General features: G+C 69.7%; 28 protein-coding genes. 9 read left to right on the forward strand and 19 right to left on the reverse strand.

The annotated features are described in order from the left end of the window. Nucleotide 1: 1 nt before the first annotated feature. From ASD35_RS14905 to ASD35_RS14920, 4 genes are all read left to right on the forward strand, one after another. On the forward strand, nucleotides 2-421 hold the full coding sequence (locus ASD35_RS14905) for a hypothetical protein (protein WP_082580175.1): 420 nt from the start codon (nucleotides 2-4) through the stop codon (nucleotides 419-421). Next, nucleotides 418-1,179 (forward strand): ABC transporter permease, encoded by a 762-nt coding sequence (locus ASD35_RS14910; protein ID WP_235538353.1) that lies wholly within the window; start codon nucleotides 418-420, stop codon nucleotides 1,177-1,179. Before ASD35_RS14905 ends, ASD35_RS14910 begins: the two co-directional genes overlap by 4 nt. Before the next feature lie 4 nt (nucleotides 1,180-1,183). Next, complete coding sequence (locus ASD35_RS14915; RefSeq protein ID WP_235538354.1) at nucleotides 1,184-1,945, forward strand: ABC transporter ATP-binding protein; 762 nt, start codon at nucleotides 1,184-1,186, stop codon at nucleotides 1,943-1,945. Nucleotides 1,946-2,023: 78 nt separating this feature from the next. Further along, nucleotides 2,024-2,830: a hypothetical protein gene (locus ASD35_RS14920; protein ID WP_157275575.1), complete on the forward strand. Its 807-nt coding sequence runs from the start codon at nucleotides 2,024-2,026 to the stop codon at nucleotides 2,828-2,830. 13 nt (nucleotides 2,831-2,843) lie between these two features. On the opposite strand, the gene ASD35_RS14925 is transcribed toward ASD35_RS14920, so the two are convergent. The 3 genes from ASD35_RS14925 to ASD35_RS27265 all read right to left on the reverse strand — a co-directional run bounded on the left by ASD35_RS14925 (nucleotide 2,844) and on the right by ASD35_RS27265 (nucleotide 4,291). Then, nucleotides 2,844-3,287, reverse strand: a complete 444-nt coding sequence (locus ASD35_RS14925; protein WP_056875726.1) for an OsmC family protein — start codon at nucleotides 3,285-3,287, stop codon at nucleotides 2,844-2,846. Nucleotides 3,288-3,551: 264 nt separating this feature from the next. Beyond that, nucleotides 3,552-3,863 (reverse strand): hypothetical protein, encoded by a 312-nt coding sequence (locus ASD35_RS14930; RefSeq protein ID WP_157275576.1) that lies wholly within the window; start codon nucleotides 3,861-3,863, stop codon nucleotides 3,552-3,554. A 2-nt stretch (nucleotides 3,864-3,865) separates the two neighbouring features. Continuing rightward, a complete protein-coding gene (locus tag ASD35_RS27265; RefSeq protein WP_157275577.1) occupies nucleotides 3,866-4,291 on the reverse strand; it encodes a hypothetical protein in 426 nt (141 codons plus the stop codon). A 121-nt stretch (nucleotides 4,292-4,412) separates the two neighbouring features. On the opposite strand from ASD35_RS27265, the gene ASD35_RS14935 reads away from it, so the two are divergent. After that, nucleotides 4,413-5,429, forward strand: coding sequence for an IS110 family transposase (locus ASD35_RS14935; protein ID WP_056875728.1), 1,017 nt, complete (start codon nucleotides 4,413-4,415; stop codon nucleotides 5,427-5,429). 410 nt (nucleotides 5,430-5,839) lie between these two features. Here the strand turns inward: ASD35_RS14935 and ASD35_RS14940 are convergent, their stop codons facing one another. Next, complete coding sequence (locus tag ASD35_RS14940; protein WP_157275578.1) at nucleotides 5,840-6,199, reverse strand: hypothetical protein; 360 nt, start codon at nucleotides 6,197-6,199, stop codon at nucleotides 5,840-5,842. 559 nt (nucleotides 6,200-6,758) lie between these two features. After that, nucleotides 6,759-8,240 carry an IS1182 family transposase gene (locus ASD35_RS14945; RefSeq protein WP_235538361.1) on the reverse strand — a complete coding sequence of 494 codons (1,482 nt, stop codon included), beginning with the start codon at nucleotides 8,238-8,240 and terminating at the stop codon, nucleotides 6,759-6,761. Here ASD35_RS14945 and ASD35_RS28110 point away from each other — a divergent pair. Then, complete coding sequence (locus ASD35_RS28110; RefSeq protein WP_235538364.1) at nucleotides 8,181-8,318, forward strand: hypothetical protein; 138 nt, start codon at nucleotides 8,181-8,183, stop codon at nucleotides 8,316-8,318. The two genes, ASD35_RS14945 and ASD35_RS28110, sit on opposite strands and share 60 nt — an antisense overlap. Nucleotides 8,319-8,626: 308 nt before the next feature. On the opposite strand, the gene ASD35_RS14950 is transcribed toward ASD35_RS28110, so the two are convergent. The 3 genes from ASD35_RS14950 to ASD35_RS14960 form a co-directional block, all read right to left on the reverse strand. Continuing rightward, nucleotides 8,627-9,820 carry a hypothetical protein gene (locus ASD35_RS14950; protein WP_056875731.1) on the reverse strand — a complete coding sequence of 398 codons (1,194 nt, stop codon included), beginning with the start codon at nucleotides 9,818-9,820 and terminating at the stop codon, nucleotides 8,627-8,629. 103 nt (nucleotides 9,821-9,923) lie between these two features. After that, nucleotides 9,924-12,179 carry a hypothetical protein gene (locus ASD35_RS14955; RefSeq protein WP_157275579.1) on the reverse strand — a complete coding sequence of 752 codons (2,256 nt, stop codon included), beginning with the start codon at nucleotides 12,177-12,179 and terminating at the stop codon, nucleotides 9,924-9,926. A 233-nt stretch (nucleotides 12,180-12,412) separates the two neighbouring features. Next, entirely contained in the window at nucleotides 12,413-13,075 is a 663-nt protein-coding gene (locus ASD35_RS14960; protein ID WP_056875733.1) for a hypothetical protein, read from the reverse strand. Between the two features lie 136 nt (nucleotides 13,076-13,211). Here ASD35_RS14960 and ASD35_RS14965 point away from each other — a divergent pair, with 136 nt between their 5' ends. From ASD35_RS14965 to ASD35_RS14975, 3 genes are all read left to right on the forward strand, one after another. Then, on the forward strand, nucleotides 13,212-13,769 hold the full coding sequence (locus ASD35_RS14965) for a DUF2242 domain-containing protein (protein ID WP_056875734.1): 558 nt from the start codon (nucleotides 13,212-13,214) through the stop codon (nucleotides 13,767-13,769). Nucleotides 13,770-13,781: 12 nt separating this feature from the next. After that, nucleotides 13,782-14,519, forward strand: a complete 738-nt coding sequence (locus ASD35_RS14970) for a hypothetical protein (protein ID WP_056875735.1) — start codon at nucleotides 13,782-13,784, stop codon at nucleotides 14,517-14,519. Between the two features lie 74 nt (nucleotides 14,520-14,593). After that, on the forward strand, nucleotides 14,594-15,211 hold the full coding sequence (locus ASD35_RS14975; protein ID WP_162254467.1) for a phosphatase PAP2 family protein: 618 nt from the start codon (nucleotides 14,594-14,596) through the stop codon (nucleotides 15,209-15,211). Between the two features lie 198 nt (nucleotides 15,212-15,409). Here the strand turns inward: ASD35_RS14975 and ASD35_RS14980 are convergent, their stop codons facing one another. From ASD35_RS14980 to ASD35_RS15030, 11 genes are all read right to left on the reverse strand, one after another. Then, the gene (locus ASD35_RS14980; RefSeq protein WP_082580176.1) at nucleotides 15,410-18,271 is read right to left on the reverse strand and encodes a pitrilysin family protein; all 2,862 of its coding nucleotides are present in this window, start codon (nucleotides 18,269-18,271) and stop codon (nucleotides 15,410-15,412) included. Nucleotides 18,272-18,383: 112 nt separating this feature from the next. Beyond that, nucleotides 18,384-19,643, reverse strand: a complete 1,260-nt coding sequence (locus ASD35_RS14985) for an RNA polymerase sigma factor (RefSeq protein ID WP_056875738.1) — start codon at nucleotides 19,641-19,643, stop codon at nucleotides 18,384-18,386. Nucleotides 19,644-19,647: 4 nt separating this feature from the next. Continuing rightward, nucleotides 19,648-20,133 (reverse strand): VOC family protein, encoded by a 486-nt coding sequence (locus ASD35_RS14990; protein WP_056875739.1) that lies wholly within the window; start codon nucleotides 20,131-20,133, stop codon nucleotides 19,648-19,650. Between the two features lie 18 nt (nucleotides 20,134-20,151). After that, a complete protein-coding gene (locus ASD35_RS14995; RefSeq protein ID WP_056875740.1) occupies nucleotides 20,152-20,562 on the reverse strand; it encodes a VOC family protein in 411 nt (136 codons plus the stop codon). An 8-nt stretch (nucleotides 20,563-20,570) separates the two neighbouring features. Next, nucleotides 20,571-20,960 (reverse strand): VOC family protein, encoded by a 390-nt coding sequence (locus tag ASD35_RS15000; RefSeq protein ID WP_056875741.1) that lies wholly within the window; start codon nucleotides 20,958-20,960, stop codon nucleotides 20,571-20,573. 11 nt (nucleotides 20,961-20,971) lie between these two features. Beyond that, nucleotides 20,972-21,415: an SRPBCC domain-containing protein gene (locus ASD35_RS15005; protein WP_056875742.1), complete on the reverse strand. Its 444-nt coding sequence runs from the start codon at nucleotides 21,413-21,415 to the stop codon at nucleotides 20,972-20,974. Next, complete coding sequence (locus ASD35_RS15010; RefSeq protein WP_056875743.1) at nucleotides 21,412-21,951, reverse strand: SRPBCC family protein; 540 nt, start codon at nucleotides 21,949-21,951, stop codon at nucleotides 21,412-21,414. Before ASD35_RS15010 ends, ASD35_RS15005 begins: the two co-directional genes overlap by 4 nt. Nucleotides 21,952-21,961: 10 nt before the next feature. Further along, a complete protein-coding gene (locus tag ASD35_RS15015) occupies nucleotides 21,962-22,366 on the reverse strand; it encodes a YciI family protein (RefSeq protein ID WP_056875744.1) in 405 nt (134 codons plus the stop codon). A 256-nt stretch (nucleotides 22,367-22,622) separates the two neighbouring features. After that, nucleotides 22,623-22,970: a YciI family protein gene (locus tag ASD35_RS15020; RefSeq protein WP_056875745.1), complete on the reverse strand. Its 348-nt coding sequence runs from the start codon at nucleotides 22,968-22,970 to the stop codon at nucleotides 22,623-22,625. A gap of 82 nt (nucleotides 22,971-23,052) precedes the next feature. Next, nucleotides 23,053-24,522 (reverse strand): hypothetical protein, encoded by a 1,470-nt coding sequence (locus ASD35_RS15025; protein ID WP_235538355.1) that lies wholly within the window; start codon nucleotides 24,520-24,522, stop codon nucleotides 23,053-23,055. Between the two features lie 6 nt (nucleotides 24,523-24,528). Then, on the reverse strand, nucleotides 24,529-25,770 hold the full coding sequence (locus ASD35_RS15030) for an SPFH domain-containing protein (protein ID WP_056875746.1): 1,242 nt from the start codon (nucleotides 25,768-25,770) through the stop codon (nucleotides 24,529-24,531). Nucleotides 25,771-25,974: the final 204 nt, after the last annotated feature.

Consider the following 25,974-nt stretch of genomic DNA (forward strand, 5'->3'; position numbering starts at 1 on the left):
GTTGTGGCTCCTGCCAGCGGCGGCGCTGCTGGCGCCCCTCGGCTGGGCCGCCTTCGCGCCGATCGAGCTCGCCACGCGCGACGAGCTGTTCGAGATCCCGCCCGGCACCTACGCCCGCCGCATGGCCGGCGACAAGGTCGAGATCCTGCCGGACCGCATCGACCTGACGCTGGGCCTGAACGACCAATTGCTGCTGCGCAACCGCGACGACGTGCCGCAGCAGTTCGGACCCGTGCTCATCATGCCGGGGCAGAGCTTTCGCCTGCCCTTCGAGGTCGCGTCGACCTACAGCTTCGCGTGCAGCGCGCATGCCAGCGGGCAGATGGCCGTCGTCGTCGCGCCGACGCCCGGGGCCGGCTGGCCGCGCCTGCAATGGCGCTGGCAGCAACTGAAGAAACGTTGGAACGAGGAGAACCGGTGAACCTGCGCCTGAGTCGCATCCTGCCGCCGCTGGCGGTCCTCGCGGTGGTCATCGCCGCCTGGTGGAGCATCGTCGTCTACACCGAAAGCCCCATCTTCCCGACACCCTGGGCCGTCGTCACCGGCACGCTGGAGCTGGCCGAGGACGGCACGCTGTGGGAGCACATCACGGCGTCGCTGATGCGCGTGGGCATTGGCTTCGGGCTGGCCATGCTGGTGGGCATCCCGCTCGGGCTGTGGATGGGCTGGGTGGACGCCGCCTACCGCACCTTCAATCCCATCTTCCAGATGCTGCGGCCGATCTCGCCGATCGCGTGGATCCCGCTGGCCATCCTGTGGTTCGGCGTCGGCGACATCTCGCCCATCTTCCTGATCTTCATCTCGTCGGTGTTCCCGCTCATCGTGCAGACCACCTCGGGCGTGCACACCATCGACCGGCGCTACCTGCGCGCCGCCGCCAATTTCGGCGTGTCGCGCAGCGTCATGTTCCGCCGCGTCGTCATCCCGGCCGTGCTGCCGGAGATCATCATCGGCATGCGCATCGGCATCGGCGTGGCCTGGCTGGTCGTCGTGGCCGCCGAGATGATCGCGCTGCGCTCGGGCCTGGGCTACCTCATCATGGATTCGCGCAACGCCGGCAACCGCTACGACCTCGTCATCGCCAGCATGATCCTCATCGGCGTCATCGGCCTGCTGCTGGACGGCATCACGCGCCTGCTCGAAAAACTCAAGACCGTGCGGTGGCGCTATGTCAGATAACAGCATGCCGAAGATCGCCGTCAGCGGCCTGACCAAGAGCTTCAAGGCCGCCAAGGGCGGCCAGCTGCCCGTCATCCAGGGCGTGGATTTCGAGGTCGCGGAGGGCGAGTTCGTCGCCATCGTCGGCCCGTCGGGCTGCGGCAAGTCGACGCTGATGAACATCCTCGCCGGCTTCGAGAAGCCCGACGGCGGCAGCCTGCTCATCGACGGCCAGCCCCACCCCGGGCCCAGCCCGCAGGGCATCGTCATCTCGCAGTACGGCTCGGTCTTCCCCTGGCTCACCGTGCAGCAGAACCTGATGTTCGGCCTGACCGGCGTTGAGCATGGCGTCGATGCCGAGCGCGCCAAGCTGGCGGACCACTACGCCGCGATGGTCGGCCTCAAAGGCTTCGAGAACGCCTACCCGCATGAGCTGTCCGGCGGCATGCTCAAGCGTGTGGAGCTGGCGCGGGCCTTCATCGTCAAGCCCGAGATCCTGTACCTGGACGAGCCGTTCTCGGCGCTCGACGCGCTGATGAACCTGCGCATGCGCAACGAGCTGCTGCGCATCCTGGCCGAAGAAAAGCACACCGTGCTGCTCATCACCCACGACGTCGACGAGGCGCTCTACATGGCGGACCGCATCCTCGTGCTGTCGCCGCGGCCCACGCGCATCCAGGCCCGCTTCGAGCTGGACATGCCGCACCCGCGGCGCCTCATCAGCCCCGAGATGGACCAGCTGCGCGAGGCCATCCTGAAGGAGCTGGGGCTGGAAATGCCTGGCTGACCGTTCTCGCGCATCTTGAGGATGCGTGGGCCACGTCGTTCGGCCAGCATCGCCGTCGGTTCGATGACGGAGGCGACGATGAGCGGCGACGACAAACCTGCCCCGGCGCGGGGCTTGCTGAACTTCCTCGACAGCAAGTTCGGCTTCTGGCTCACGACGACGCTGCTGGTCGCCGTCTGGGGCTCGACCTACGCGGCCGTCGACCGCTACCTGCACAAGGACGAGGCCGACAAGGCGCGCGCCGCCGAGGCCGCCCGGCGGGACATGGACGCGGTCCTCAAGGTCGTGCCGCTGCTGTTCGCACCCGAGGACGGCCAGCAGGACCTGGGCGTCAAGCTGCTGCTGTCGCTGCGCAGCAAGAAGGCCATCGAGGAAGACAGCCTCGCCCTGGTGCAGGCGGTGCTCGACACCCGGCTCAAGGCCGGCACCGGCGCCAGCGCGACCGACAACGACCGTCGCCAGGCGTCGCTCATCCTCAAGGCCGAGGACAGCGAGCGCGTTGCCGCCATCGCCAGCCCGGCGGCGTCCGCGCCGGCTGCCATACCCGCCGCGCGACAGCTCAACGATGCCGTCCTGCCCTTGCGCGTGTACCTGCAGATTGGCGACGAGGCGGACCGCGAGACCGCGCGGCGCCTGCGCAAGTCGCTGAGCAACGCCAACGTGGTGGCGCCTGGCATCGAGCTGGTGGATGCACGGCGCACCCCCGCACGCAGCGACCTGCGCTATTGCGCCGACAAGGTCGCCCCCGACGCGCTCGGTCGCATCCAGGCGGCGCTCCAGCAGGCCAGCCTGAGCGCCGAGCCCAAGCCGCTGTCGGCGTCAGCCTGCGAGCGCGTGCGGTTCAACCATGTCGAGATCTGGTTGCAGCGTGGCGCGGCCGGCTGAGCCCCTTTAGCCCTTAGCCCTTCAGCACGGCGCCGGTGCTGTCCAGCACGCGCAGCGTGACCGGAATGGCCGGGGCGACGCTCTGCGTCACGGTGCAGAAGTCCTCGAATGTGTCCAGTACGCGCTGGATGTGCCCCAGTTCAGCGGCCGGCTTGCCCAGGTGCAGGTCCACCGCCAGCCCCTGCACACGGTTTCGGCCACGCTCGTTGCGGGCCACCGTCGCCTTCACCTCGGTGCGCAGCGGCGACGGGTCGTCCTTGTACTTCTGGCTGGCGAACCAGATCGACGCCGACAGGCAGTTGCCCACCGCCGAGGCCAGCAACTCGACCGGATCGGGACCCAGGCCGGTGCCCTGCGGGGGCGGTTCGTCGGACAGCAGCACCGGCAGCTCCGGCGCGTAGTGGTGCTCGAACTGGTAGCCGTGGCGCTGGGTGAGGGTGACGCTGGGGTTGTCCATCTGGGAATCTCCGTGACGGTTGGGGCTGACAACAAAGTGTCGAACCGGCGATCAATGTGCGAACCAGGCCGGTCCCCGAGGCTTGGCTTCGACGTCAAATTGTCGACTTGCGTCCCACGTGTGCTGAAGCTGTCACGGCTGCCGACGACCGCTTCGCCAGCGGTTGCCGTCCTCCGCTTCGTCGAACTCGGCGCCTGAAAGCAGTCGTTCAACATTGGCGCTCAGCGGGCGGCGTCGCCCTCCGCTGCAGCAAAAGGTCGGGCGTCATTGTCGGTGACGCATCGCGAGGCATATCCGGACGACATGGACTATGAAAAACACGCCGGCAAACTCAGCGATGACGGCCAGTACGTTGAACAGCCATTCCGGCACAGGAGCAAAGAGCCCGCCCGACCCAAACAACAACATCACTGGGAAGACGGGCCAGAAGAGCAGCAAGGCTATGCCGCCATCGCTATGCACCAGCGCCATGCTCGCGTACGCGCCCAGTAGGCAGAGTGGCAGGGTGATTGCCCCTGCCAAGATCGCCGAGATAAGAAGACCAACGCGATTGCCAGGCTTCACGATGATGCTCAACGTCAAAAGTCAGCGGGCGGCGAAGCCGTCCGCTGCACTGGGAGGTTAGGACTCGTCATGCCGCCACCTTGCCATACCAGCACGCCGGCAAGAACGGCCAACACAATGAGCCACAGCGGAATGTAGAGAATCCAAGCAAGAGCGCCTTCCCGTGGTGGCACGAAGAACAAGATCCAAGCCTGAAACGCGACAACAACGAATGCGCTCAGCAGAAGCGCTAGGGGAAGGAATCTCTCACGAGATCGGACGTTGACGGCGCCGACAGCAAGAGCCACCAGTTGCGGGGCAGCCATGAAAAGCCAGTTCAGTGAAGCAGTTGTTGGATCGGCTAACAGAGACCGGCCCGATAAGACTTCGCGTCCGATGACCAGTGCTGCCGGAACCAGCAGCGCAAATACGCCAAGAGAAACCTGTCCGCGCGAAGTCATCCGAGTTCTAACGAATGAAAGGGACTTCCCCGTCCCGAACCAGCCGCGTTGCGGCAGACGGCAACCAGGTGCCACGATGGGAAGTACGGTTTCTCATCAACTCATTCGGAAGGGGAAGTCCATGACGATTCTGACCGTGGGTATCGATCTCGCCAAGAATGTTTTTGCGGTGCATGGCGTCAACGAGGCCGGCAAGGCCGAGCTGGTTCGACCGGCCGTACCGCGCGACAAGCTCCATGAGCTCATCGCCAGCCTGGCGCCCTGCGTGATCGGCATGGAGGCCTGCTCGGGCGCTCACCACTGGGCACGGCTGTTCCAGGCCTCGGGCCACACGGTGCGGTTGATCGCGCCGAAGTTCGTGACGCCCTACCGCATGACGGGCAAGCACGGCAAGAACGACGCGGCCGACGCCGCTGCGATCTGCGAGGCCATCCAGCGCCCACACATGCGCTTCGTGCCCATCAAGAGCCTGCCACAGCAGTCGGTCCTGATGGTGCACCGCGCTCGCCAGGGGTTCGTCGAGCAGCGCACCGCCACGTTCAACCGCATCCGCGGCCTGCTCAGTGAGTTTGGCATCGTGCTGCCACTGAAGGCCGCGACCGTGCGGCGGCGCGCTTGCGAGTGCCTGGAAGACCTGCCCGGCTACGCCAACACCGTCATCGGTGACCTGCTCAGCGAGGTCACCCGGCTGGACGAGCGTATCGCGCAGTACGACGTCCACATTCAGGCCATGTCCAAGGACGATGCACGTGCGCAGCAGCTGATGCAGCTCGGAGGCGTTGGGCCTACTACCGCCACCTGCCTGCTTGCCATGATCGGCAACGGGCATGACTTCGATTGCGGGCGGCAATTCGCCGCCTGGCTGGGCTTGGCGCCAGGGCAGTACAGCTCGGGCGGCAAGACCCGGCTGGGGCGCATCACCAAGGCAGGCGACGCCTACCTGCGCAGTCTGCTCGTCCTGGGTGCCAAGGCGCTGCTCGCGGCGGCCAAACACAAGTCGGACAGCATCAGCCGATGGGCGGTGGCCTTGGCCGAGCGGCGAGGCTACTGGCGGGCGGTCGTGGCCATCGCAGCCAAGAACGCGCGCATGGCCTGGGCGGTGCTGCGACGAGGCCAGGCGTTTGCACTGCCGGCGTAGCTGCCCCACCTCGCCAACCATCGAAACCCAGGAGAACACTGAACCACCGCCGTGTGACGGCAAGCGTTGATGACAACAGGTTTGGACCTGCGCGGGGCGTGACCGATGAGCTTAAGGGCGGCGCAAGACTTGCCGGCTAACGAATGGGTCCCCCGCGTGCGTCCTTCATCAGGGTCCGTGGCATCGCGCGCCACACGAATGACCGTTTGTAGTTTGGCCAGTCCGCACCTTGTTGTCTTCGCCAGCGCGCGCCGGCGCCACGGCTGCAGGTCTTGAAGGGAATGCAGATGAAGAAATGGCCCGCTGAGCGGGCCATCAGGGATGCGTTTGGCTTGACAACTGGGGGAGCCCTTGTAGTTCGCGCTCAGCGGGCGGCGAAGCCGTCCGCTGCAGCAAATGGTTGAGTGGCTTCATAGCCAAGCCACCGACAACACTGGCATGACCACCGCACCGAAGAACAGGAAGATCGCGAGAAACACCGCCGCGTACCAGCGCACCCCTGTTTGAACAAGCTGTGGCAGCCGCCCGATCAGCTTGCTTTGCGGTTGCAGGTTGCCGCGTTGCGGGTGAAACCAAACGCAGGCACACAGCAGTGCCCAAGGCACGGCAATAGCCGGCCCGGCAAGAGTGCTTGCGAAGAAGGCCATCTGAGGCGGAGCAGCGGAAAGCGCAGCGAACAAGATTGCGATAGCCAGGGACGATGCACCAAAGAGCCACCAGCGGCGCGCATAGAAGCGCTCAGCGACAGATGTGAAGAACTTGGGGGACACGAGCAGAGCCACTCAACCGTGAAGGTGAGCGGACGCCGTAGGCGGTCCGCTCCGCTGGCAGGTTAAACGGCACGCTCGCCTCCTGGGTGTTTAGCCGCGAATCTCGGGCGATCTCTGAGCACCGATACAAGAACCGCGCCGACGCACAAAGGAAAGGCCAACACGAGCATCGTTTCTACCGGCGCTAGTAGGTCGGCCAAGATGACGATGGGCACAGCCCCTACCGCCGAACCGATTGCAATTGCCCACGCACTCCAAACCAGCCCGGAGGCTTGGGCGGGGTCCTTCAGCGCTTGATTGCGCCATAGATGAACCAGCATCGCGAGCCCCGCCATGAGCGCTTGCCAAATGAAGAGGCCGAAAAGGGTTTCCACTGCCGTTTAACGAGGCTGGGCAATAACCCGATTTCTGCGATGCCCGCAGCGGCTGATTGCGATCGATGCTGAGGAATTCTTCATCGTCTGATGCGGCGAGCCGCCGGCCCGATTGGATTGGACATTGTGAGTGACCTGGGTGGCGCTTGTGGCGCCTTGCGCGCGGTGGGCATCTTTCGCATCCCTCATGATCGCTCGCCTGTGTGGGCTATTTTCTCGATGTTGTGCACCAGGCAGAACAGCCGCCACTGCGTACCGACCTTGTCCTTGCCGCGCAGCGTGAAGCGGCTCAGCCGCTTGTTGTGGCGCAGGTTGGCGAACACCGGCTCGACGGTGGCGATGCGCTGGCTGTAGAGCCGCCGACCTCGCGGGCTGTCGATGGCTTGGCGCATGCGGTGCAGCGGGTCTTGAGGATCGTCAGGCATTCGGGTGTGCAGCGCCACCGTTCTGCGCGCGGCGTCTGGCTTGCGGATGCATTGAGCGCGCTGCGCGCAGCTCGTGCAATCGCTGGCGCTGGCCTTGAAGTCCTGCCGCAGGTACAGCCCCACCTTGTACAGCGCGCCACTGCTTCGCAGCGTGCAGCCCGCCGGGCATGTGCAGGTGTTGTCGCCATGGAAGACGAAGTCGCCGGTGCCGAAGAAGCCCTTGACCTTCGGATTGGGGCTTTCGCCTCGCGCTCGCTTGTCGGCGAGCACTTCGCCCTTCGCCTTGTGCTTGGCCTGCTCTGCGAAGCGCTCGTCGCGCTGGCGCATCGCGTTGTCGGCCACGAGGGCCGGGATGGCGGCCTCGCACAAGGCCCGGACGTTGTCGTTGGAGTGGTAGCCAGCGTCTGCCGTGATCAAGGTGTCGGGCGCGCGCACCGCAGCCGTCGCTTCGATCATGGGCAGCAGCATGTGCTGTTCGGAGCCGGATCCCGTCACCTCGGCGGCCACGATGATCTGGTTCTCGCTGTCCACCGCTGCCTGCGCGGCGTAGCCCTGCATCACGCCTTTGCCTGTGGCCATTTTGGCGCTGTCGGGGTCGGTCACGTTGCTCTTGAGCTCCTGGCCGCGGTCGTTGCGCCGTGGCTCGTTGCAGGCAACGAAGTCGCGCGTGGCCTGGGCTTCACGGCGCAGTTCATCGATACGGGCCTGGCGCTTGGCGTCAAGCGCTTGCGCGCTGTCGCCGCCAGCGTCCTGCGCCTGATGGAGTGCCAGGATCTTGTCGGCCGCCTTGTCCAGCCTCAGCGCCCGGTGCTTGAGCTCCTCATGCGTGCCGCTGCGCGCCTTGCTGGCGTTGCTGGGCAGCTTGACCCCGTCGATGGCGAACATCTGCCGCCCAATCAAGCCCATGCGGTCGCAGGTGAGCAGCACCTGCGTGAACAGCGGCTGGATCTGATCCTTCAACTCGCGCACGAACTTGGCAATGTGGGTGTAGCTGGGCTGGCTGTCGCCGCTGATGGCGAGGAACTGCACATGGTGCAGGCAGGCATGCTCGATGCCGCGGCTGGAGACCAGGCCTCGGCTGTACGCCAGCAGCACGATCTTGAGCATCACGCGCGGGTCGTAGGCACTGGCGCCGACTTCATCGTTGCTGAACTTGGCATCCAGTGCGCTCAGGTCCAACTCGTGATCGACCAGATGATCCAGCGCGAACTCGAAGGTGCCGGGTTGAATCTGCTCGGCCAGTACAACAGGCAGAAAGCGGGGACTGCGATCTACGAGCTTGTAGCGTGGCCTGCGCTTGGCCGTCGTCACTGGCGATGACGCAGCGGTCGTCGAAGGGTTCGAGCGCTTCTTGCGCGGGAGCAAAGTCGACACTTTGACGTCGCTTCAATGCTCGCGGACCGGGCCTACTTCGAAACATTGACAGGCAGTTCGACACTTTGTCATCAGCCCCCACTGAAGTTTCCCGCGGGAAACGAGGTCGAGACATTGACCTTCGACCTGAGTGGTTTGCAACCTGTGCCGAGGATCGAAGTTCGAGACTTTGCCGTCTCGCATGGTCGCTTGACTGCCTCAGCTTCACTCTGGGGCCGGTCCGAAACTTTGTTCTTGTGAGCCGGCTGACCTCGTCAATCGCGGACCGGGCTCGCGCCGGGCAGCGGCAAGTTCAGCCGCAGCGCGGCACCCAGCGTGCGGGCCGCGCCGGCGCGCGGGTTGCTGAGGGTCAGGCCGGCGCTGAACCACGCGTTGCCCGCGCTCAGGCCCAGGGCCGCGTGGCGTGCGGTCGCGGAGGCGCCGACCCAGTAGCCGCTGTCGCCCAGGTTGCGCCGGCCCGCCAGCTCGATCTCGCGCACGCCGGCATGCGACTGCCACAGCACATCGAGCTGCCAGGCGTGCTGCTGCCAGCCGAGCCGGCCGAGCCAGCGCGCCCGCGGGTGCATGCGCAGGTCGGCGCGGCGGTCCTGGCCCTGCACGGCGGCCGAGCCGTCGGCATTGCCGATCAACCGGCCCTGCGCGTCGTAGAGGAAGCGGCCGACGCGCAGCGACTCGGGCATGTCGCGGCCGTCCAGCCGTGCCGCGAGGTCGAAGCCGGCCAGCTCCAGCTGCCAGCGCTCGGACAGCGTCCAGCGTGCGCCCAGGTCCAGCGCGCGGCCGTGGCCGCCCGGGTTGCCTTCGCGCACGAAGGGGTTGAACCGGCTCGGGTCGTCGGTGCGCATGCGGTTGCCGGCGCGCAGGTGCTGGCCGTTGAAGAGCATGCGGTCCGCACCGGCCGGCGTGGCGATGCCCGTGAAGACCTCGCGCAGCAGCTCGATGCGGCCCAGGTACTGCAGGGAGGCGCCGACTTCGAGGCGCTGCCCCGGCGCGGGTGTCCAGTGCCAGCCGTGGCCCAGGCTCAGGCCATCGCCCCGCCAGTAGTTCAGGCGGTAGTCGAGGTCGAACGAGGTGCCACTGCCCGGCGCTTCGTCGCGGTTGAGCAGGCCGAGCAGCGTCACCGTGTCGGCGCTGGCCGTGGCGATGCCGCCGCTGCGGGTCAGCGCCCTCAGGCGCCAGCCGCCGGCCTCGAAGCCGGCCGAGGCCTGCACCGCCAGCTGCGCGTGGTTCAGCGCATGCCGGCTGCGTGCATGCCGGCCCCAGTCCTTGTCGTCCAGGCGCAGCAGGGGTGCTGGGTCGCTGAAGGCGTCGACGCGGGCGTCGGCCTGCACGCGCAGGCCGGCGGGCGCGATGCGGGCCGGGTTGTCGGCCAGGGTGTCGCCCAGCGTGCCCGCGCCGGCGGGCGCGGCCAGCCCAGCGCACAGCGGCAGCGCGAGAAGCCGCCGGGACAAGTGGCGAAGGCGGGGAAGGTGCAAGTGGGCATCCATGGCTGCGGTCAAAAAAAAGCCCGCGCGCCTGGGCCGCGGGCCTTGCGGGACTTCGGGAACCTGGCGATCAGCCCAGGCTCTCGGTCGTGCCGTCCTTGTAGTTGATCTGCGTGCCCGACACGGTGCCGACCTCCTGGTCGCCGGCCTTGATCGAGCCGGTGATCTTGCCGTCGCTGCCGCGCGTGACCGTCGCCGCGACGGCCAGGCCGTTGCGGCTGGCAGTGATGGTCAGCGGGCCGTCCAGCTCGCCCGCGGTCAGCTTGGCGGCCACGCTGACCTTGCGCTCGCCCGCGCCGCTGGTGAACTGCTGGGTGACGGTCACGCTGGTCACGTCCTTGCCCGCCTCGGCACGCTCGGCGCCGACGGCCAGCTGAACGACGAGGCCGGCCTTGGTCGTCACCTTGCCGGCCAGCGACACGGTGCCGGCATGCAGTTCGCCGACGGTGTCGAGCTTGCTGATCTTGGCCGTCGCCTCGATGCTGGCCGAGTCGCCGCTGGTGCCGACAACCGAGCCGGTGAACTTGGCCGTGGTGGGCGTCGGCGTGGCGGCCAGCAGCGTGGCGGTGTCGCTCTGGCTGAGGGAGCCGGTCAGCGTGTAGTCGCCCACGGTGGCCTTCACGCCGAGGCTGGCGACGAGCGAGCTCCTGGTCTCGTCGACGGCGATCTTGGAGTCGGGCAGGAACTCGATCTTGGCCGTCTTGCCACCCACCGTGCGCGTCATGGCGCCGGCGATGGTGGCGTCGGCGACGGCGCCGGCGGTCAGCTCGGCGAGCGAGGCGTTGACGGTGAGGTCCAGGTCCTGCTTGTCGGTCGCCATCTGGGCCATGCCGAAAGGCAACGCGCCTTTGATCGAGGCCTTGGCCTTGGTGGCGGCCGTCGCGTTGCCCGGCTCGGTCAGCTCGAAGTGGAAGACGCCGTCCTGTTCGGTGCCGAAGGGCAGGTTGGTGACGTCACCCTCGGCGAAGGTGCCGTTGGTCGACGTCTGGGCCAGAGCGTCCCAGTTGAAGTCACCGGCGTTGGCGCCGCGCGTGAAGACGACGCGGAAGCGGCTCCACTCATGCGGCTTCTCCAGGTTACGGCCCTGACGGCGCGAATAGTTGCAGACGACGCGGGTAGTCTGGGCCGCCTCTGCGGTATCGCTGTAGCAGTCCATCGCGGGGCGACTACCGCTCGGGTTGTAGCGCTTGGTCCAGCCAACGGCCGTCGGCGCGCGCGACACCATGCCGGCTGTGTCGCCCTGGATGAGCGACCACATGAAGGTGCCGCCCATGCTGAGCAGCTCGTAGTGCTCGATGGCCAGGCGAGTGCTGTCGTTGACTGCGGTCACCGCATCGGCGAGCGCCTTGCCGGTGGCGCGCAGCTGGCCGTCGGCGATGCTGGCCGACAGGCGCACGTCGGCGATGACGTCGCGCGCGGCCTTGATGCCGGTGGTGTTGGCGTCAGGCGCCTTGGGCGCGGTGATGATGTTGACGAGCTTGGCGGCAGCCTCGGCCTCGATGACCGCGGCCACGTCGGGCTTGGCGAAGGTCTTGGCCGCGTCGGCCAGCATGTCGCCATAGTTGGTGGTCAGCTTGGCCACGTCGACCTTGCCGACGGCCGTGCCGCCCGGGCCCTTGCCGTCGAGCTTGCCGTCGGCGGCGAAGTCCTTGGCCAGCGCGGCCGCGGCCTCGTGGGCAGGCACGCCCGCGTCGCCGCTGCCCGCCAGCACCGCGAGCACCAGCGCATAGCGGCCGGCGTCGCTGTTGTCGGTGTTCTTGGCGGTGGCGTCCTTGATCAGCACCGGCGGCGTCAGCGCATCGGCCAGGCCGAAGGCGGCGGCCACGGTCTTGTTGGCCGCGCCGATCGTCGTGTCGGTGGCGGCGGCGATGCCGCCGGCGGCCGCGGCCAGTTGCTGCTTGGCGGCCTCGGTCAGCGGCGTCACGCCGACGGTGGCCGTGCCGCCGGGCGCGACGGCAGACAGCGTCTGGCCGGCCGGGAAGCTGACATTGGTCTTGGTGTGCTCGTCGAAGTAGGTGACGCCCGTGCCGCCCTGCACGCTCACGACGACGGCGCCGGTGTGGCTGCCCAGGTCGATCTTGGCGACGCCATTGGCGTCGACCGTGCCACGCGCGATCTCGGTCGTGCCGTCGAGCTTGTAGGCCACCACCACGGTGCCGGCCGAGAACTGGCCGAGCGAAGGTGTGACCGTGATGGGGTTGGAAACCGTGACCGGCGGCGGTGCCGGCGAATCACTGCCGCTGCTGCCGCCGCCACCGCAGGCGGTCAATGCCAATGCGCTGGCCACCACCAGTGCGGTGAGCTGAATGTTCTTGGACGAAGCCATCTTGTGTATTCCCTCGGTGTCGCTGCCGCGGTCCAGAGCGATGCGTATGCCGCCCCCCGCAGACGCCGGCGAGTCTAGGCAGCGGCACCGGCGGGCCGCGCGAACCAATCGGGGGCGCTGTGAAAAAGGACCGTTCAACCCGGCGCCGAAGGCAAGCGGGCCGACCCTAAAAAGAGACAGCCGCCCGACCGCCGGGCAGCCTGTGGCCGACGCTCGATCAGCGCCCCTCCCCGTCAGCGCAGGTCGCCGGTCTCGAAATAGACCTCCGCCAGGCCGCGGGCCTGGAAGGCGCGCTGCACCGCCGCACCGGGCCGCTCCAGGCCCTGCAGCGGGACCTCGACCTCGCCGCGCGGCACGGGTGCATCCAGCCGCACGATGTGGTCGAAGTCCGGCCGGCGGTCTATCGTCTTGAAGGCGAACCACTCGCCGCCCTGACCGATCAACCGGTAGCGCCCCGTCGCGGCGTCGCGCAGCGCGGGGCTCAGGCGGCGGAACAGCAGCACCTCGTCGACGACGACGCGCTGCTCGCCGGCCTGCGGTCTCCCGCCCCGCTCGAAATGCCCTTCGAAGAAACGCGCCTTGAACTCGCGCAGCGGGCTGGCGTGGCCCGGGTCCAGGCGCAGCAGGTCGAAAGTCTCGGGGTCGAAGGTCCACAGCCGCGGCCGCGCGGCCAGCGTGTCGCGCAGCGCGCGGTCGGCTGCGGCGTCGGCCAAGTGAAAGCGCAGCACGATCTGGCTGTCATGCGGCGCATGGAACATCGGCAGGTGCGAGGCATACAGGCCCTCGCGCCCGCCGAACACCGCCATGCCGTGGCCGCCCACGGCGGTTTCGGCGGCGCCGGCCGCCAACGGCAGGGCGGCCAATGCCAGCAGCAAGCGGCGCTTGGTGTCATTCATGCCGCCATTCTGGAGCACCGCACTTGGGGGCATGCGGCTTGCCCTGTCATCGGTTGGCGGACCGGCGGCGTTGGCCCCGTCACCGGCCCCGCAGGTGCCCTGGCCTGCTGCCTCCCGACGACGGAATAATCCCCACATGCATCGCCTTCGTTCCCTGATCCTGCCGCTCCTCGTCGGCACGCTGCTGGCCGGCTGTGGCAGCCTGCCTTCTTCGTCCGACAAGACCGCCGGCAAGGTCTACCAGCGCGAGAGCTTCGCCGCCGAGGAGACCTTCTCGCGGCTGTTCGACGCCAATGTCGAGACCACCTGCGAGGCCGCACGCCGCGCGCTGCTGAGCCAGGGCTACGTCATCAGCAAGGCCGACAGCGGCCTGGTGCGCGGCAGCAAGCACTTCCAGCCCGGCGGGGAGATGCATGTGGAGATCGCCTTCAACGTCGTCTGCGTGGGCGACGGGCCGAAGCAGCAGGTCGCCACCGCCTACGTCAGCGCCCAGCAGGACCGCTATGCGCTGAAGAAGAGCCCGCAGGCCGCGAGTCTCGGGGTCAGCGCGCTGGGCTCCATCTCCGTGCCGCTGTCGTCCAGCGACGACTCTCTCGTGAAGGTCGCGTCCGAGACCATCCCTGCCGGCGAGTTCTACGACCGCTTCTTCACGCTGATGCAGCGCATGCTGCGCGAGAACACGGGTGAGCGTTGACCGCCGCGGGACATGAATCGCCTCCAGTCCGAACTGCAGCGCCTGTACCTGCTGCCGTCGTCGCACCCCGGCGAAGCTGCTGACGGCCGCCTCATCAACGCGCGCGGCGAACTCCGGGCGATGATGCTGGAGCTGGCCCGCCCCGCCGGGTGGGACGCGCTGTCCCGGGTCTGGCAGGGGGTGCAGGCGGACCTGGGGCTGCCGGCGCCGGCCATCGCCGTGTCGGGCACGGACGGGCTGCAGCTGTGGTTCTCGCTGCAGGAGGCGACGAGCGCCGCCCGCGCGGCAGCGTTCCTGTCACAGCTGACGGCCCGCTATCTCGCGGGCGTCGCGCCGGCCCGCCTGCGGTCCATGCCGTCGGCCACCGAGCCATCGTGGCGGGCGGCGCTGGTGCCGGCCCAGCAGGCAGGCTCGGAGAACTGGTCGGCCTTCGTCGCGCCAGACCTGGCACCGGTGTTCGCCGACACGCCCTGGCTGGACATCCCGCCCAGCGTCGAAGGCCAGGCGGACCTGCTGGCGAAGCTCAAGAGCATCGAGCCGGTCGCGCTGGACGCCGCGATCCGGCGCCTGCAGCCGCTGGATGGCCCGGCGCCCGAAGCGCCGCCACCGAACGCGCCGCGCGCCGCCACCCAACCCGTCGCCAGCCCGGACGTGGATCCGCGGCGCTTCCTTCAGCAGGTGCTGAACGACGAGACTGCCGCGCTGCCCCTGCGCATCGAAGCAGCCAAGGCGCTGTTGCCGCGCTCATGAGCGTGCGGTCGTTGCCGCAGCGCCTGGGCTTGCAATCCCGTACCGGCCGCCGCTGGTTGACCTTTGCCTTTGCCATGCTCGCTTTGAGCGGCTTCGCGGCGTTGGCCGGCGAGATGCGCGAGTCGGACACCGCCCGCTGGGACACGGCAGCGCTGCACCTGGCGCAGCAGTGGCGCGCCACGCACCCGCTGGTGGAGGCCGTCATGCGTGAGCTGAGCAGCCTGGGCAGCACGCCGGTGATGACGCTGTTCACGGTGCTCGCCGCCGGCTGCCTGTGCATGGCGGGCCGGCCGGCGCGGGCTGCGGCGGTGAGCCTGGCCATGATCACCGGCGCACTGGCGGTGACGGCGCTGAAGAGCGGCTTCGGCCGCGTGCGCCCGGACCCGGCCTTCGCCGCGGTCGTGCAGGACGGCCTGAGCTTTCCGAGCGGCCACGCGAGCATGTCCGCCGTGTTCTATCTGACCGTGGGCGTGCTGGTGGCACAGCGGCAGGCGGGGCTGCGCATGCGGGCCTTCCTCATCGGCGCCGCGGCCTTCATGACCGTGCTGGTGGGCGTGACCCGCGTGATGCTGGGCGTGCACTGGGCCAGCGACGTGCTTGCCGGCTGGGCCTTCGGCGCCGGCTGGGCGGCGCTGTGGTTCTGGATTGCCGCGCATCTGCGAGACGCACGCAGGCCCAGGTCAGGCGCGTAAAGAAGAAGGCCCGGCGCGTGGGCGCCAGGCCTTCCATCGGTCTGCCCATCGAGCTGCAGGTCGGTGCAGCAATGCGGGCTCGCGATGGATCCAATGTAGGCCAGCCGGTTGTGGCCAGGCATGCCATCGGCACCGCGCGTCGACGTAGGCTGGGCCCTACAGGCCGCGGTGACGCTGCCCATGCATGCCTCGGCTGCGTCAGCTGGGAGCACGCGCGATCAGGGTCACCCACTGATCCGGCTTGAGCAGGCGGCGCAGGGCCAGCAGCACGCGCTCGGGCGTGACGGCGGCCAGGCCTTCTTCCTCTTCGGCGAGCAGCTGCGCGAAGCTGATCTCGCGCTCCAGCTGCACCATCAGCGCGCCGGCCAGGCCCATCTCGCTGCTCAGCCGCTGACGCCTGTCGGCAAGCAGGCGAGAGCGCGCGTGCGCCACCTCCTCCGCGCTGACACCTTCGGCCAGCAGGCGCTGCACCTCCTCGCGCAAAGCGGCCTCGACCTGCGCGGCGCGGCCGGGTGCGCCGCTGGCCTGCAGGCGCAGGCCGGCGCGGTCGCCGTCGCCCGGCACGCGCAGCTGAGCGTCGACGCGGTAGCTCACCGCGTCCTGCACACGCAGTCGCTCTGCCAGACGGCCGCCGCTGATCGCGCCGCCGCCGAGGATGCGCGTGCCGACGAGCATGGGGTAATAGGCTTCGTCGCCACGGCTCAGTGGCAGCTCCTGCATCAGCGAGATCACGACGGCCGGCTGCCCGTCGCCCTCGCCGCTCGCAGCGCCGGGCGACAGCGTGGCGAAGCGCCCTGCCGCCACCGGCTTGTGCACCGGTGCCGGGCTCACGTAGGCCGGCGCGTCGGGCTTCTTCCAGCCGGCGAAGAGGTTCTCGACCAGCGCCACCAACCCCTCCGGCACCTGGCCAGCGACGGTGATCCTCAGATCATTGGCCGACCAATGCTTGCGCTGGAACTCGCGCACGTCCGCCACCGTCAACGCCCGCCACTGCGCGGCCAGCTCGGCGCCCGAGGGCTGGTAGCCCGCGTCGCCCGGCTGCAGGCCCATCTGCGCCATGCGGTGCTGGCGCTCGCGCTCCGGGGCGCTGGTGCGGCCTTCGCTGCTGTTGCGCTCGGCGCCGGCCAGGCGGGCGAGGGCCGCGTTGCGCTCCACCTCGAAGGCGGCCTCGGGCAGATCGGGCTCGCTGAGCAGCTCCTTGACCCATTGCAACGCCGGCGCGAGATGCTGGCGCCGCGTCAGCAGCTGCACGGTCACCGACTGCGGGCCGCTGGCGACGCGCAGCTCGGCCTGGAGCGCCTTCTTGAGCTGGCGGATCGTCGCGGCCGTGCGGCCGGCGGCACCGGCCTCCAGCATGGAGCCGCTCAGCGCGCGCCAACCGGCGAGCCGTGCCATGTCGTCGGCACGGCCCCAGCGAAAGCCCAGCATCACGGCCACGCGCTCGTCCGCCGAGTTGCGCGGCAGCACGCCCAGCTTGATGCCGCTGGGCAGCAGGTAGCGCCTGGACGCGCGCTCCAGCAGCACCGGGTCGGTCTCAAAGGCATCGCCCGCGCCGAGCGCCTGCGGCGGCTTGAGTTCGCCAATCTCCCCGGCGGGGTCGCTGACGTGCGCGACTTCCACCGGCCGCTCGAACCAGCTGGCGATGCCGGTCACGGGCTGCTCCTCGAACTGCATGGCCTGTCTCGGCACGGCGGCATCGGTGACGCCACGGGCGTTGACGCGGTTGAGGCTGCGCAGGTACAGGTCCGCGGCCGCGTACACGGCCGCCGGCTTCAGCGCGGCCAGACGCTCCTGCAGCCAGAATGCCAGGCGCCAGTCGCCCGCGCCGACGGCGTCGCTGATCAGCGCCGGTGCCCGCATGGGGTCGCGAAGCGCTTGGGCGAGCTCACGGGCGCGGGTGTCGGTCATCTGCCGTACCAGCTCGGGGCTGATGGCGCGCCTGAGGTCCTGCAGGCGGTCGGTCCACTGCGATTCCAGAGACAGCAGCGCCTGCCGCGAGTCAGCGTTCGCGCTCGGGGTGTTGGGCGATTGCACGACCAGGCCCAGGAGGGCGGGGTCCCGCGTGCGGCCCGCCTCGCCCAGCACGGCCAGCGAAAAGGGCCGCTCGGGCTTGCGCTCGGTCAGGCGGGCGGGCACCTGCCCCAGCAGCTGCGCCAGCACCACGACGGCCGCCGCGTGCTCGTGCGCCATGCCGGGCACGCGCCAGCCCACGGCCAGGGCCGTGCTGGCGGTTCGCAGGGTCATCACACGCGGCGCCGTCTGCTGCGGTTCGGCCTGCTCGGGCAGGGGCGGCAGCAGCGCCGCGGCAGGCGGCTCGGGGTTCTTCAGCGGCCCGAAGATCTCGGCCACGGCCGCCAGCGCCTGGACCGGCTCGAAGCCACCGGTCAGCATCAGCACCGCGTTCTCGGGCCGGTAGTGGCGGCGGTAGAAGGCCTGCAGCGTCGGCAGCGACAGCTGCTCGATGTCGGCCTCGTAGCCGATCACGGGCCGGCCGTAGGGATGCTGACGGAACGCGGCGGCGAGCAGCCCTTGGCGCATGCGTCTCACGCCGTCGTGCAGGCCCATCTCGTTGAGCACGATGGGCTTTTCCTTGGCGAAGTCGCCCTCGGCCAGGCGCGCCTCGCTCATGCGCGAGGCCTCCAACCGCAGCATGCGCTGCAGCGTGGTCGCGGCATCGCCGGCGGGAAAGGTGCTGAGGTAGTTGGTGCGATCGGTGCTGGTGGTGCCGTTGAAGCTGACGCCCAGGCGCTGCATCTCGGCCCCGAGGTCGGCGATGGACGCCGTGCCGCGGAACGTCACGTGCTCCAACAGGTGCGCCATGCCGGCCTGCCCCGGCCCTTCATGCCGGCTGCCGACGCGATAGGTCACCGTCAAGCCGATGCGCGGCGCGCCGGCCTGCGGCATCAACAGCACCTGCAGGCCGTTGTCCAGGCGGTATTCGGTGATGCCGCCCAGCGTTCTCTGTTCGGAGGGCAGCGCGGCCGGTTCAGCAAAGGCCGGCGTCGACAGCGCCAGCAGCAGCACCAGGGCGGCCTGCATCCATCGTCGTTTCGTGCTCATGGGCTCCGAGGTCTTGTACTTTCCCTGCCGGGAAATCTACCAGGCCGATTGAGCGCAGCCCTGCGTCAGAAACACTGCCGAAGCCGGCTGGCGCGTGAAGCGATAGGCCGGCTCAACTCGCCAGCCGCCTGGCCCGCCCCAGCAGCAGCGCCCGCTGCACCTCGTTGTCGGTCAGCTCCGCCGCGCGCAGGTAGGCGTCGCGCGCCTCGCCCACGCGGCCCAGGCGTTCCAGCACGTCGGCCTGCGCGCCGGCGAGGAAGGGGTAGCGCTGGAGCTGCGGCTCGGCAGCCAGCACGTCCAGCAGCGGCAGCGCGGCCGCCGGGCCGCTCGCAAAGCTCACGGCCACCGCGCGGTTCAACGCGATGACGGGCGAGGGGTTCAGCGCCAGCAGCCGGTCGTAGCCGGCCACGATGGCGCTCCAGTCCGTGTCCTCCACGCGCGCCGCGCGGGCGTGGCAGGCCGCGATCGCGGCCTGCAGCGTGTAAGGCCCCGGTTCACCCAGTGACAGTGCCCGCTCCAGCGCGACCAGGCCGCGGCGGATCAGCAGCGCGTCCCAGCGGCGGCGGTCCTGGTCGGGCAGCAGCACGGGGCGACCTTCGGCGTCCAGCCGCGCGGGCAGGCGCGACGCCTGGATCTCCAGCAGCGCGGCAAGGCCGTGCACCTCGGCGTCATGCGGCAGCAGGTGCTGCAGCTGACGCACCAGGCGCAAGGCCTCGTCGCACAGCGCCGGGCGCAGCAGGCTGGCACCGCTGCCGGCGCTGTGGCCCTCGTTGAAGATCAGGTAGACGACGGCCAGCACGGCGCCGAGGCGCTGGGCGCGCTCGCCCGGGCCGGGCAGCTCGTAGGCCTGGCCGTTGAGCGCCTTCTTGGCGCGCACGATGCGCTGCGCCACGGTGGCCTCGGGCTGCAGGAAGGCGCGGGCGATCTCGGCCGTCTCCAGGCCGCCCAGCAGCCGCAGCGTCAGCGCCACCTGCGCCTCGCGCGGCAGCACCGGGTGGCAGGCGATGAAGATCAGCCGCAACAGCTCGTCGCCGATCTCGGCCTGGTCGCGCGCGGCGTCGAGGTGGTCGACGAAGTCGGGCACGACATGCGTGCCGGCGGCCTCGTCGTCGGCCGCCAGGTGCTCGTGCTCGCGCTCCAGCATCTGGCGGCGGCGCAGCCGGTCCAGGGCCTTGTTGCGGGTGGTCGTCATCAGCCAGGCGGCAGGGTTGGCGGGCTGGCCGTCGCGGGGCCAGGTCTCGATGGCGGCGATGAGCGCGTCCTGCGCGCAGTCCTCGGCCTCGTCGAGGTCGCGCAGCAGCTTGGCCGCGGCGCCCACGAGGCGGCTGCGCTCGATGCGCCAGACGCCGGCGGCCAGGTCGGCATGGCTCACGGCTTCAAACGCCGCCGTAGGCCCGTTGCAGGGCGGCGATGTCGAGTTTCTGCATCTGCCAGACCGCCTGGAACACGCGTTGCACCCGCGCCGGGTCGGGGTCGCGGATCATGTCGAACCAGACCCTGGGGATGATCTGCCAGGACAAGCCCCAGGCGTCTTCCACCCAGCCGCAGGCTTTTTCGCGGCCGCCGCCAGCGGGCAGTTGCTCCCACAGGCGGTCGACCTCGGCCTGGTCGTCGCATGCGACGGTCAGCGAGAAGGCCTCGTTGAGCTTGAAATGCGGGCCGCCGTTGAAGGCCGTCATCTGCAGGCCGAGCAGCTCGAACTGCACGACCATGACCGTGCCGGCCTCGCCCGGCGCGTTCTCGCCCCAACGCTGCGTGTGCTGGACTTCGCCGCTGCCGAACACCTTCAGGTAATGCGCCACGGCATCCTCGGCGCCGCGCTGGTACCAGATGAAGGGCGTGAGCTTGTGTTGAATCTGCATGGTGGTCTCCCGATCAGTTCAGGCCTGGGGCGGCGTTCCGCTCATGTAGACGAGCTCCCAGTGGTGCCCGTCCAGGTCCTCGAAGCCATGGCCGTACATGAAGCCGTAGTCCTGCGGCTCGCTGGGGATGGTGGCGCCGGCGGCCTTGGCTTTCGCGACCAGCTCATCGACCTCCCCGCGGCTGTCACAGCTCAGGCACACCCAGCCGGTGGTGGCGCCCTTGGGGTCGGGCAGCGTCTTGCTGGTGAAGGTCTGCGCGAAGTCGCGGGTCAGCAGCATCACGAACAGGTTGTCGCCCAGGATGAGGCTGGCGCCCTTGTCGTTGGTGAACTGCGGGTTGAAGCCGTAGCCCATGGCCTCGAAGAAGGCCTTGCTGGCGGGCAGGTCCTTGCAGGGGAGGTTGACGAAGATCTGCTTGTGGGTGGTCATGGTGGGGCTCACAAGGGTTGCACGAGGTGGATGAGGTTGCCGCAGCCGTCCTCGAACATGACGGCCTTGATGGGGCCCATGTCGACCGGCTCGCCGCGCACGACGACGCCGCGCTCGCGCAGCTTGCGCGCCTCGGCCTCGACGTCGGTCGTCACGAAGGCGTTGAGGGGGACGTTCGCGTCGTACAAGGCCTTCTGGTAGACCCTGGACGCCTCCATGTTCATCGGGTCCAGCGACAGCTCGACGCCATCGATGCCCTCGGGCGACACGACCGTCAACCAACGGTAGCTGGGGCCCATCTGGATGTCGGCCATCTTCCTGAAGCCGAGCTTGCCGGTATAGAAGGCCAGGGCCTTCTCCTGGTCGTCGACCATGACGCTGGTGACCTTGATCTGCATGGTGATGCCTTTCAGTGGGTGGATTCGGCGAGGGTCTTCAGGCGCTGCAGGGCGGTGGGCCACAGGCCCGCCATCATGTCGGCGAAGCCGTCGTCCCAGCCGCGCAGCTGGATGACGAGGTGGGTGCCGCCGCCGGGTGCGGCGCTGAACTCGTAGATCTCGTGCGCGGGTTCGCGGCTGAGCGGGCTGTCGGCCGTCGGGCGGCCCGCGGTGAGGTCGCCCACCAGCTTCAGCGCCAGGCGCTGGTGCAGGCGGTTCTCCTCGACGATGGCGTCCATGCCGTTGCCGTCCGGGTCGCGGAACTGCATGCGGCTGCCCTGGGCCCACGAGCCCTCGAAGTACGAGCCCTCGCAGAAGGCGCGCGTCCAGTCGCGGTAGGCGATGGGGTCGAGCATGCAGTCCCACACGCGCGCCACCGGGGCGGCGATGTCGATGCTGAAAGTCAAGTCCTTCATGCCTTCACCTCCGCGATCTGGCGCAGGTTCTGCAGGCCGGCCTCGAAGTCCCGGCCCACCATCTTGTCCATGTTGATGAACACGCCCATCAGCTTGCTGAGGAAGTTGGCGGGGCCGTGCATGGTCCAGCGCACCTCGGTCGCGCCGTCAGGGGTGGGTTGCAGCGTGAACTCGGCCTGGTTGTGGGCCTCGAAGGGCTTCACGAAATCCAGCTTCATCTGCACGGCGCGGCCGGGCTGCTGGCCGACGATCTCCAGGCTGCCGCTGCCGACCTCGCGGCTGTCCCAGTCGTAGCGCGAGCCCACGCCGCTGGCGGCGCCGCTGTAGGCGCTCTTGATCAGTGGGTCCTTGCGCTCGTAGGGGTTCCAGCGGTTGAAGGCGCGCAGCTCGGCGACCAGCGGCCAGACCTGCTCGGCGGGCGCTGCGATGCGCACGCGGCGCTCGACGCGGAACTCGTCGGGCCGCGTCGCGGCATAGGCCAGCAGCATCAGCAGCGCGACGCCCAGGCAGACGAGGACGAGGGAGAGGTTGTTCATGGCGGCCTCCTCACTCGCTGCGGATGGCCATGTCGCCGCCCGGGGCGAAGTCGGCGTCTTCGTAGAGCCGGCGCACCTCGATCTCGCAGGCCATGCCGACGAAGGGCATCGGGAAGCGGCTGGCCCAGGCGCGCGCCTCTTCCTCGGAGCGCACCTGGATCAGCGTGTAGCCGGCGATCAGTTCCTTGGTCTCGGCGAAGGGGCCGTCGACCACCTCGCGGCGGCCGGCGGCGTCATAGCGCTGGCGCCAGCCGTCGCGGCTGGGGCGCAGGCCGGCGCCGTCCAGCAGCACGCCGGCGCGCGCCATCTCCTCGTGGAAGGCGCCCATCTCCTCGAAGAGCTTGGCGTACTCGGGGCCGGGCGGCTCGCCGCGCTCGCTGACGTCAGTGGCGCGGACTTGGATCATGAATCGCATGGTGGGTCTCTCCTGTGGGGAGGCAGCCGTTTCGCTGCCTTCATACCCACGACGATCCATGCGAGCCGGTTTCGACAGACTCCGGGTAACTACGAAGTTTTCGATATTGGGGGGCGGTGTCCGGGCCGAGCGCCGGGCCGCCCCAAGCCGGCCCGCCTGGCCACGCTTGCGGCTCGATGCCGCAAGCTTGGCCGTCCCCCCGGGGGGACCGGCTGGGCTCGCCCGCGTCCAGCGGCGCGAGACCAGACGAGGGGCCTCACATATAGCAAGGCCCCACGCCGCGGATCTCCACCGTCGCCCACTCGGCCGCCGGGCAACGCTCGGCCCAGGCCATCGCGACGCCTTCGTCCTCGGTGTCGAGCAGGAAATAGCCGCCCACCATTTCCTTGGCCTCGGCGAACGGGCCGTCGCAGACCTGGGCGCCGCCGTCGCGCTTGGCCAGCCGCTTGGCCGCCGAGCCGAGCGAGTTCACGCCCAGCAACAGGCCTTCGGCCTGCAGTTCGGCGGCGAAGTCCAGCATGCGCTGGTAGACGGCCTCGCCGTCAGCGCGGCCGCGTTCGGCGCGCTGGCCAATGGGTTCGACGATGAGCAACATCTGGGGCATGGTCGGGTCCGGCAGTCCGTGGCAAGGCCGCGATTCTGGCGCCGCCGCGGCCCGGATGTGGCAGTTGCGGGTGATCAAGCCATCAGCGCCGCATCGGCGAGCCGCCCCGCCAGGCCGGGTCCGACCAGCGCTGGAAGGCGCCCAGCAGGGCCGGCTCGGGCGACTGCCGCTCGGTGGCGAGGTTGGCCAGCGCCACCACTTCGAAGCTGCGGCGGTACCTCCCCTCGGCGCGGAACTCGCGCGCCAGCAGCATCTGCGCGCCGCCCGGCACCCAGCCGGCGAACTCCGCCACGCCCAGCCCCGGCTGCGCCGGCGCGGGCGGCATGACGTCGATGCGCCAGCCGTCGCGGCCCTTCTGGAACACCCACAGCTCGCGCCAGCCGTCCAGCGGCTGGACGGCCAGGGCCAGCGCGCGGCCCTCGCGGTTCAACGACGCGGACGCCAGCGCCACCTGGCCGAAGCTGCAACGGCGCGCGGCGGGCTTGCCGGCCTCCTTCAGCTCGACGCAGCGCTCGCCGTCGGCGCCGGGTTGCAGGCTCAGCTGCACGGCACCGAAGTCGCGCGCCGCCGCGCTGCTGCCCAGCCAGCGCGCGGCGTTCACGCGCATGGCGGCGTCGGCGTAGGCGGCCTGGTCGTCCTCGGTCAGCTCCGTGGGCACGATGGCGGCGAACTCTGCCAGCGCCTGCGGCTGCACCGCGTCGCCCCGGCGGGCCTGCGCAAACGCCAGGCTGGCAGCCACCGACGCGCGGCGCATCGACAGGCGGTTCTTCCAGTGCGGCGCCAGCGTGGCCGCGTCCACCTGGGCCAGCACCTGCTGGCGCCACTGGTCGCGCGCCTCGGCCTCGCGCACGGTGGCGCGGGGGTTCAGGCAGTCGGGCCGCGTCAGCGCCAGCGCCGCGCGCACGCGCTGCTCGGGCACGGCTGGCGTGGCCAGCAGGCGGCGGAACACCTCGCCGTCGTAGCAGACCTGCACGCGGCCGTCCTCGGCTTCGAACTGCTCGAACTTCAGGCCGTAGCGCGCCGCCACGTCCATCTGCGCGGCAAGCTGGCCTTCGGTGGGCCGGGCGGTGGGGACGGAGGCGCGGTCGGCGATGCGCTCGGCAAACGTGCCCATCGCGTCCAGCGCCTCGGCGCCGCCCGCGCCGGCGAGTTCGGCGGGCGTGGCGGCCTGCACGTAGGCCGCGGCCAGCCCCAGGCCCAGCCCCTCGGTACCGAACTGCTGGCGCGCCAGCCGCAGCTGCGACAGCAGCTCCGCGGCCGCGCCCTCGCCACGCGGCACCAGCAAGACCTGGCTCTTGCGCAGCCAGCCGCCACGCTCGCGGCGGTAGTCCCACACCTGCCAGTGGTCGCCACGCTCGGCGCGGATCTCCAGCGCCTCGCCGCGGCCCATCTGGGCCTGCAGCGACGCCGTGTCGCGCGGTGCGCCGCGCAGCGGTGCGTCCTGCGACACCAGGCCGGCGCGCGGGAAGGCGGGCGGCTCGGCGGCCTCCGCCTGCGTGATGACGATGGCCGCGGCGGCGGCCGCGACGACGATCAGGGCAAAACGGCGCATGGCGGCTTACTCCTGCTCCGGGTTGCCGGCCGCGGCGGCCTTGGGCGTGGTGCCGCCCAGCAGGGCGCTGCCGATGAAGCCGCCCGAGCCGGGCGGCGCGATGATGACCTGCACCTTGTCCGAGAGCTTGTCGGCCATGGCCTTCTGCACCAGCAGCGGGTGCCTGGTCAGCAGCTCGCCCTCGGTGGCCATCTGGCCGGCATTGGCCTTGCCCACCTGCGCCACACGGTAGGCCTCGGCATCGGCCAGCTTCTGGCGCGCGGCCGCTTCGGCATCGATCTCAATGCGGCGCGCCTTGGCCGCGCCTTCGGCCTGCTGGACTCGCGCAGCGCTGTCGGCCTGGGCTTCCAGCGCGCGCTGCTCGATCTGCTTTTGCTTGAAGGGCAGCACATGCTTCATGGCCTCCTCCTGCGCCTTGGCGGCGATGATCTGCTCGCGGCCCGCGGCCTCGGCGGCGGTCTCGCGGCGCACCTTGTCGGCGGCGGCCTCGAACTCGGTCTCCTTGACCTTCTTCTCGCTGATCTCCAGCGTGTAGCGCATGCGCTCACTGGCCAGGCTGTCGGCCAGCAGCCGGTCCATGCCGCGGCGGTAGTCGGGTGGCAGGTCCACCGAGCCGATCTGCACGCCCTTGAGCACGATGCCATCGGCCGCCAGCCTGGCGCGCAGCTCGGCCTCCAGCGCCGCGGCGATCTCGGCGCGCTGGCTGGAGAAGATCTCGCGCACCGTGTGGCGGGCGATCTGCTTGTAGACGACGGCCTGCACGGCCGGCGTGATGACGTCGGCCTCGATGTCGTCGGGCAGCTTGCGTGCCAGCTCGGGCAGGCGCGTCGTGTCCACCGTCCAGCGCACCGTCATGTCCAGGCCCAGCGACAGTCCCTCGACCGACTGCAGCGGCGCCGGGCCGCCGGCCTTGGCAATCGAGGCGGGGCGGTAGCTCTGGTCGCGCAGCGGGAACAAGCGCACCTCGTGCAGGCCGGGGATGCGCAGGAAGCTGCCGTCGCGGAACTCGGCCGTGCCGCCGCTGAACTGGTTGGTGCGCAGCGCGGCCTGGCCGTGCGGCACGGCCTGGATGGGCGGGTGCGTGACGACCGCGTAGCCGGCCGCGGTCACGGCGGTGGCGACGAGCAGCGGGGGCAGCACGCGGCGCAGCGAGCGTGCAGCGGAGGGCGCGGCCTCGACCGTGCGGCTGGCGCCGCGGCGGAAGGCGTGGCGGATGGCAGTGGCGAGGTACTGGAGGCGGTGCAGCATGTGAGCTCCTTGGAGCGGTCTCGCATCGGCTTGATGCATGGCGGCCATGGTTCCCGGTGCTGCGGGAAGGGACTAGAACGCCGCGGGGTGGTTGTCTTCCGGCGGCGCGGAAGGAATCTTCCGCCGCCCGCCGCCATCCCATCAATGCAGTGGAGATGTACCGCCAAGCCGGTACAGGGGGGCGGGGTGCGGCGTGAGGCAGTC

The organism is Pelomonas sp. Root1444 (assembly GCF_001426885.1).
In the GTDB taxonomy this organism is placed as follows: Bacteria; Pseudomonadota; Gammaproteobacteria; order Burkholderiales; family Burkholderiaceae_C; genus Pelomonas.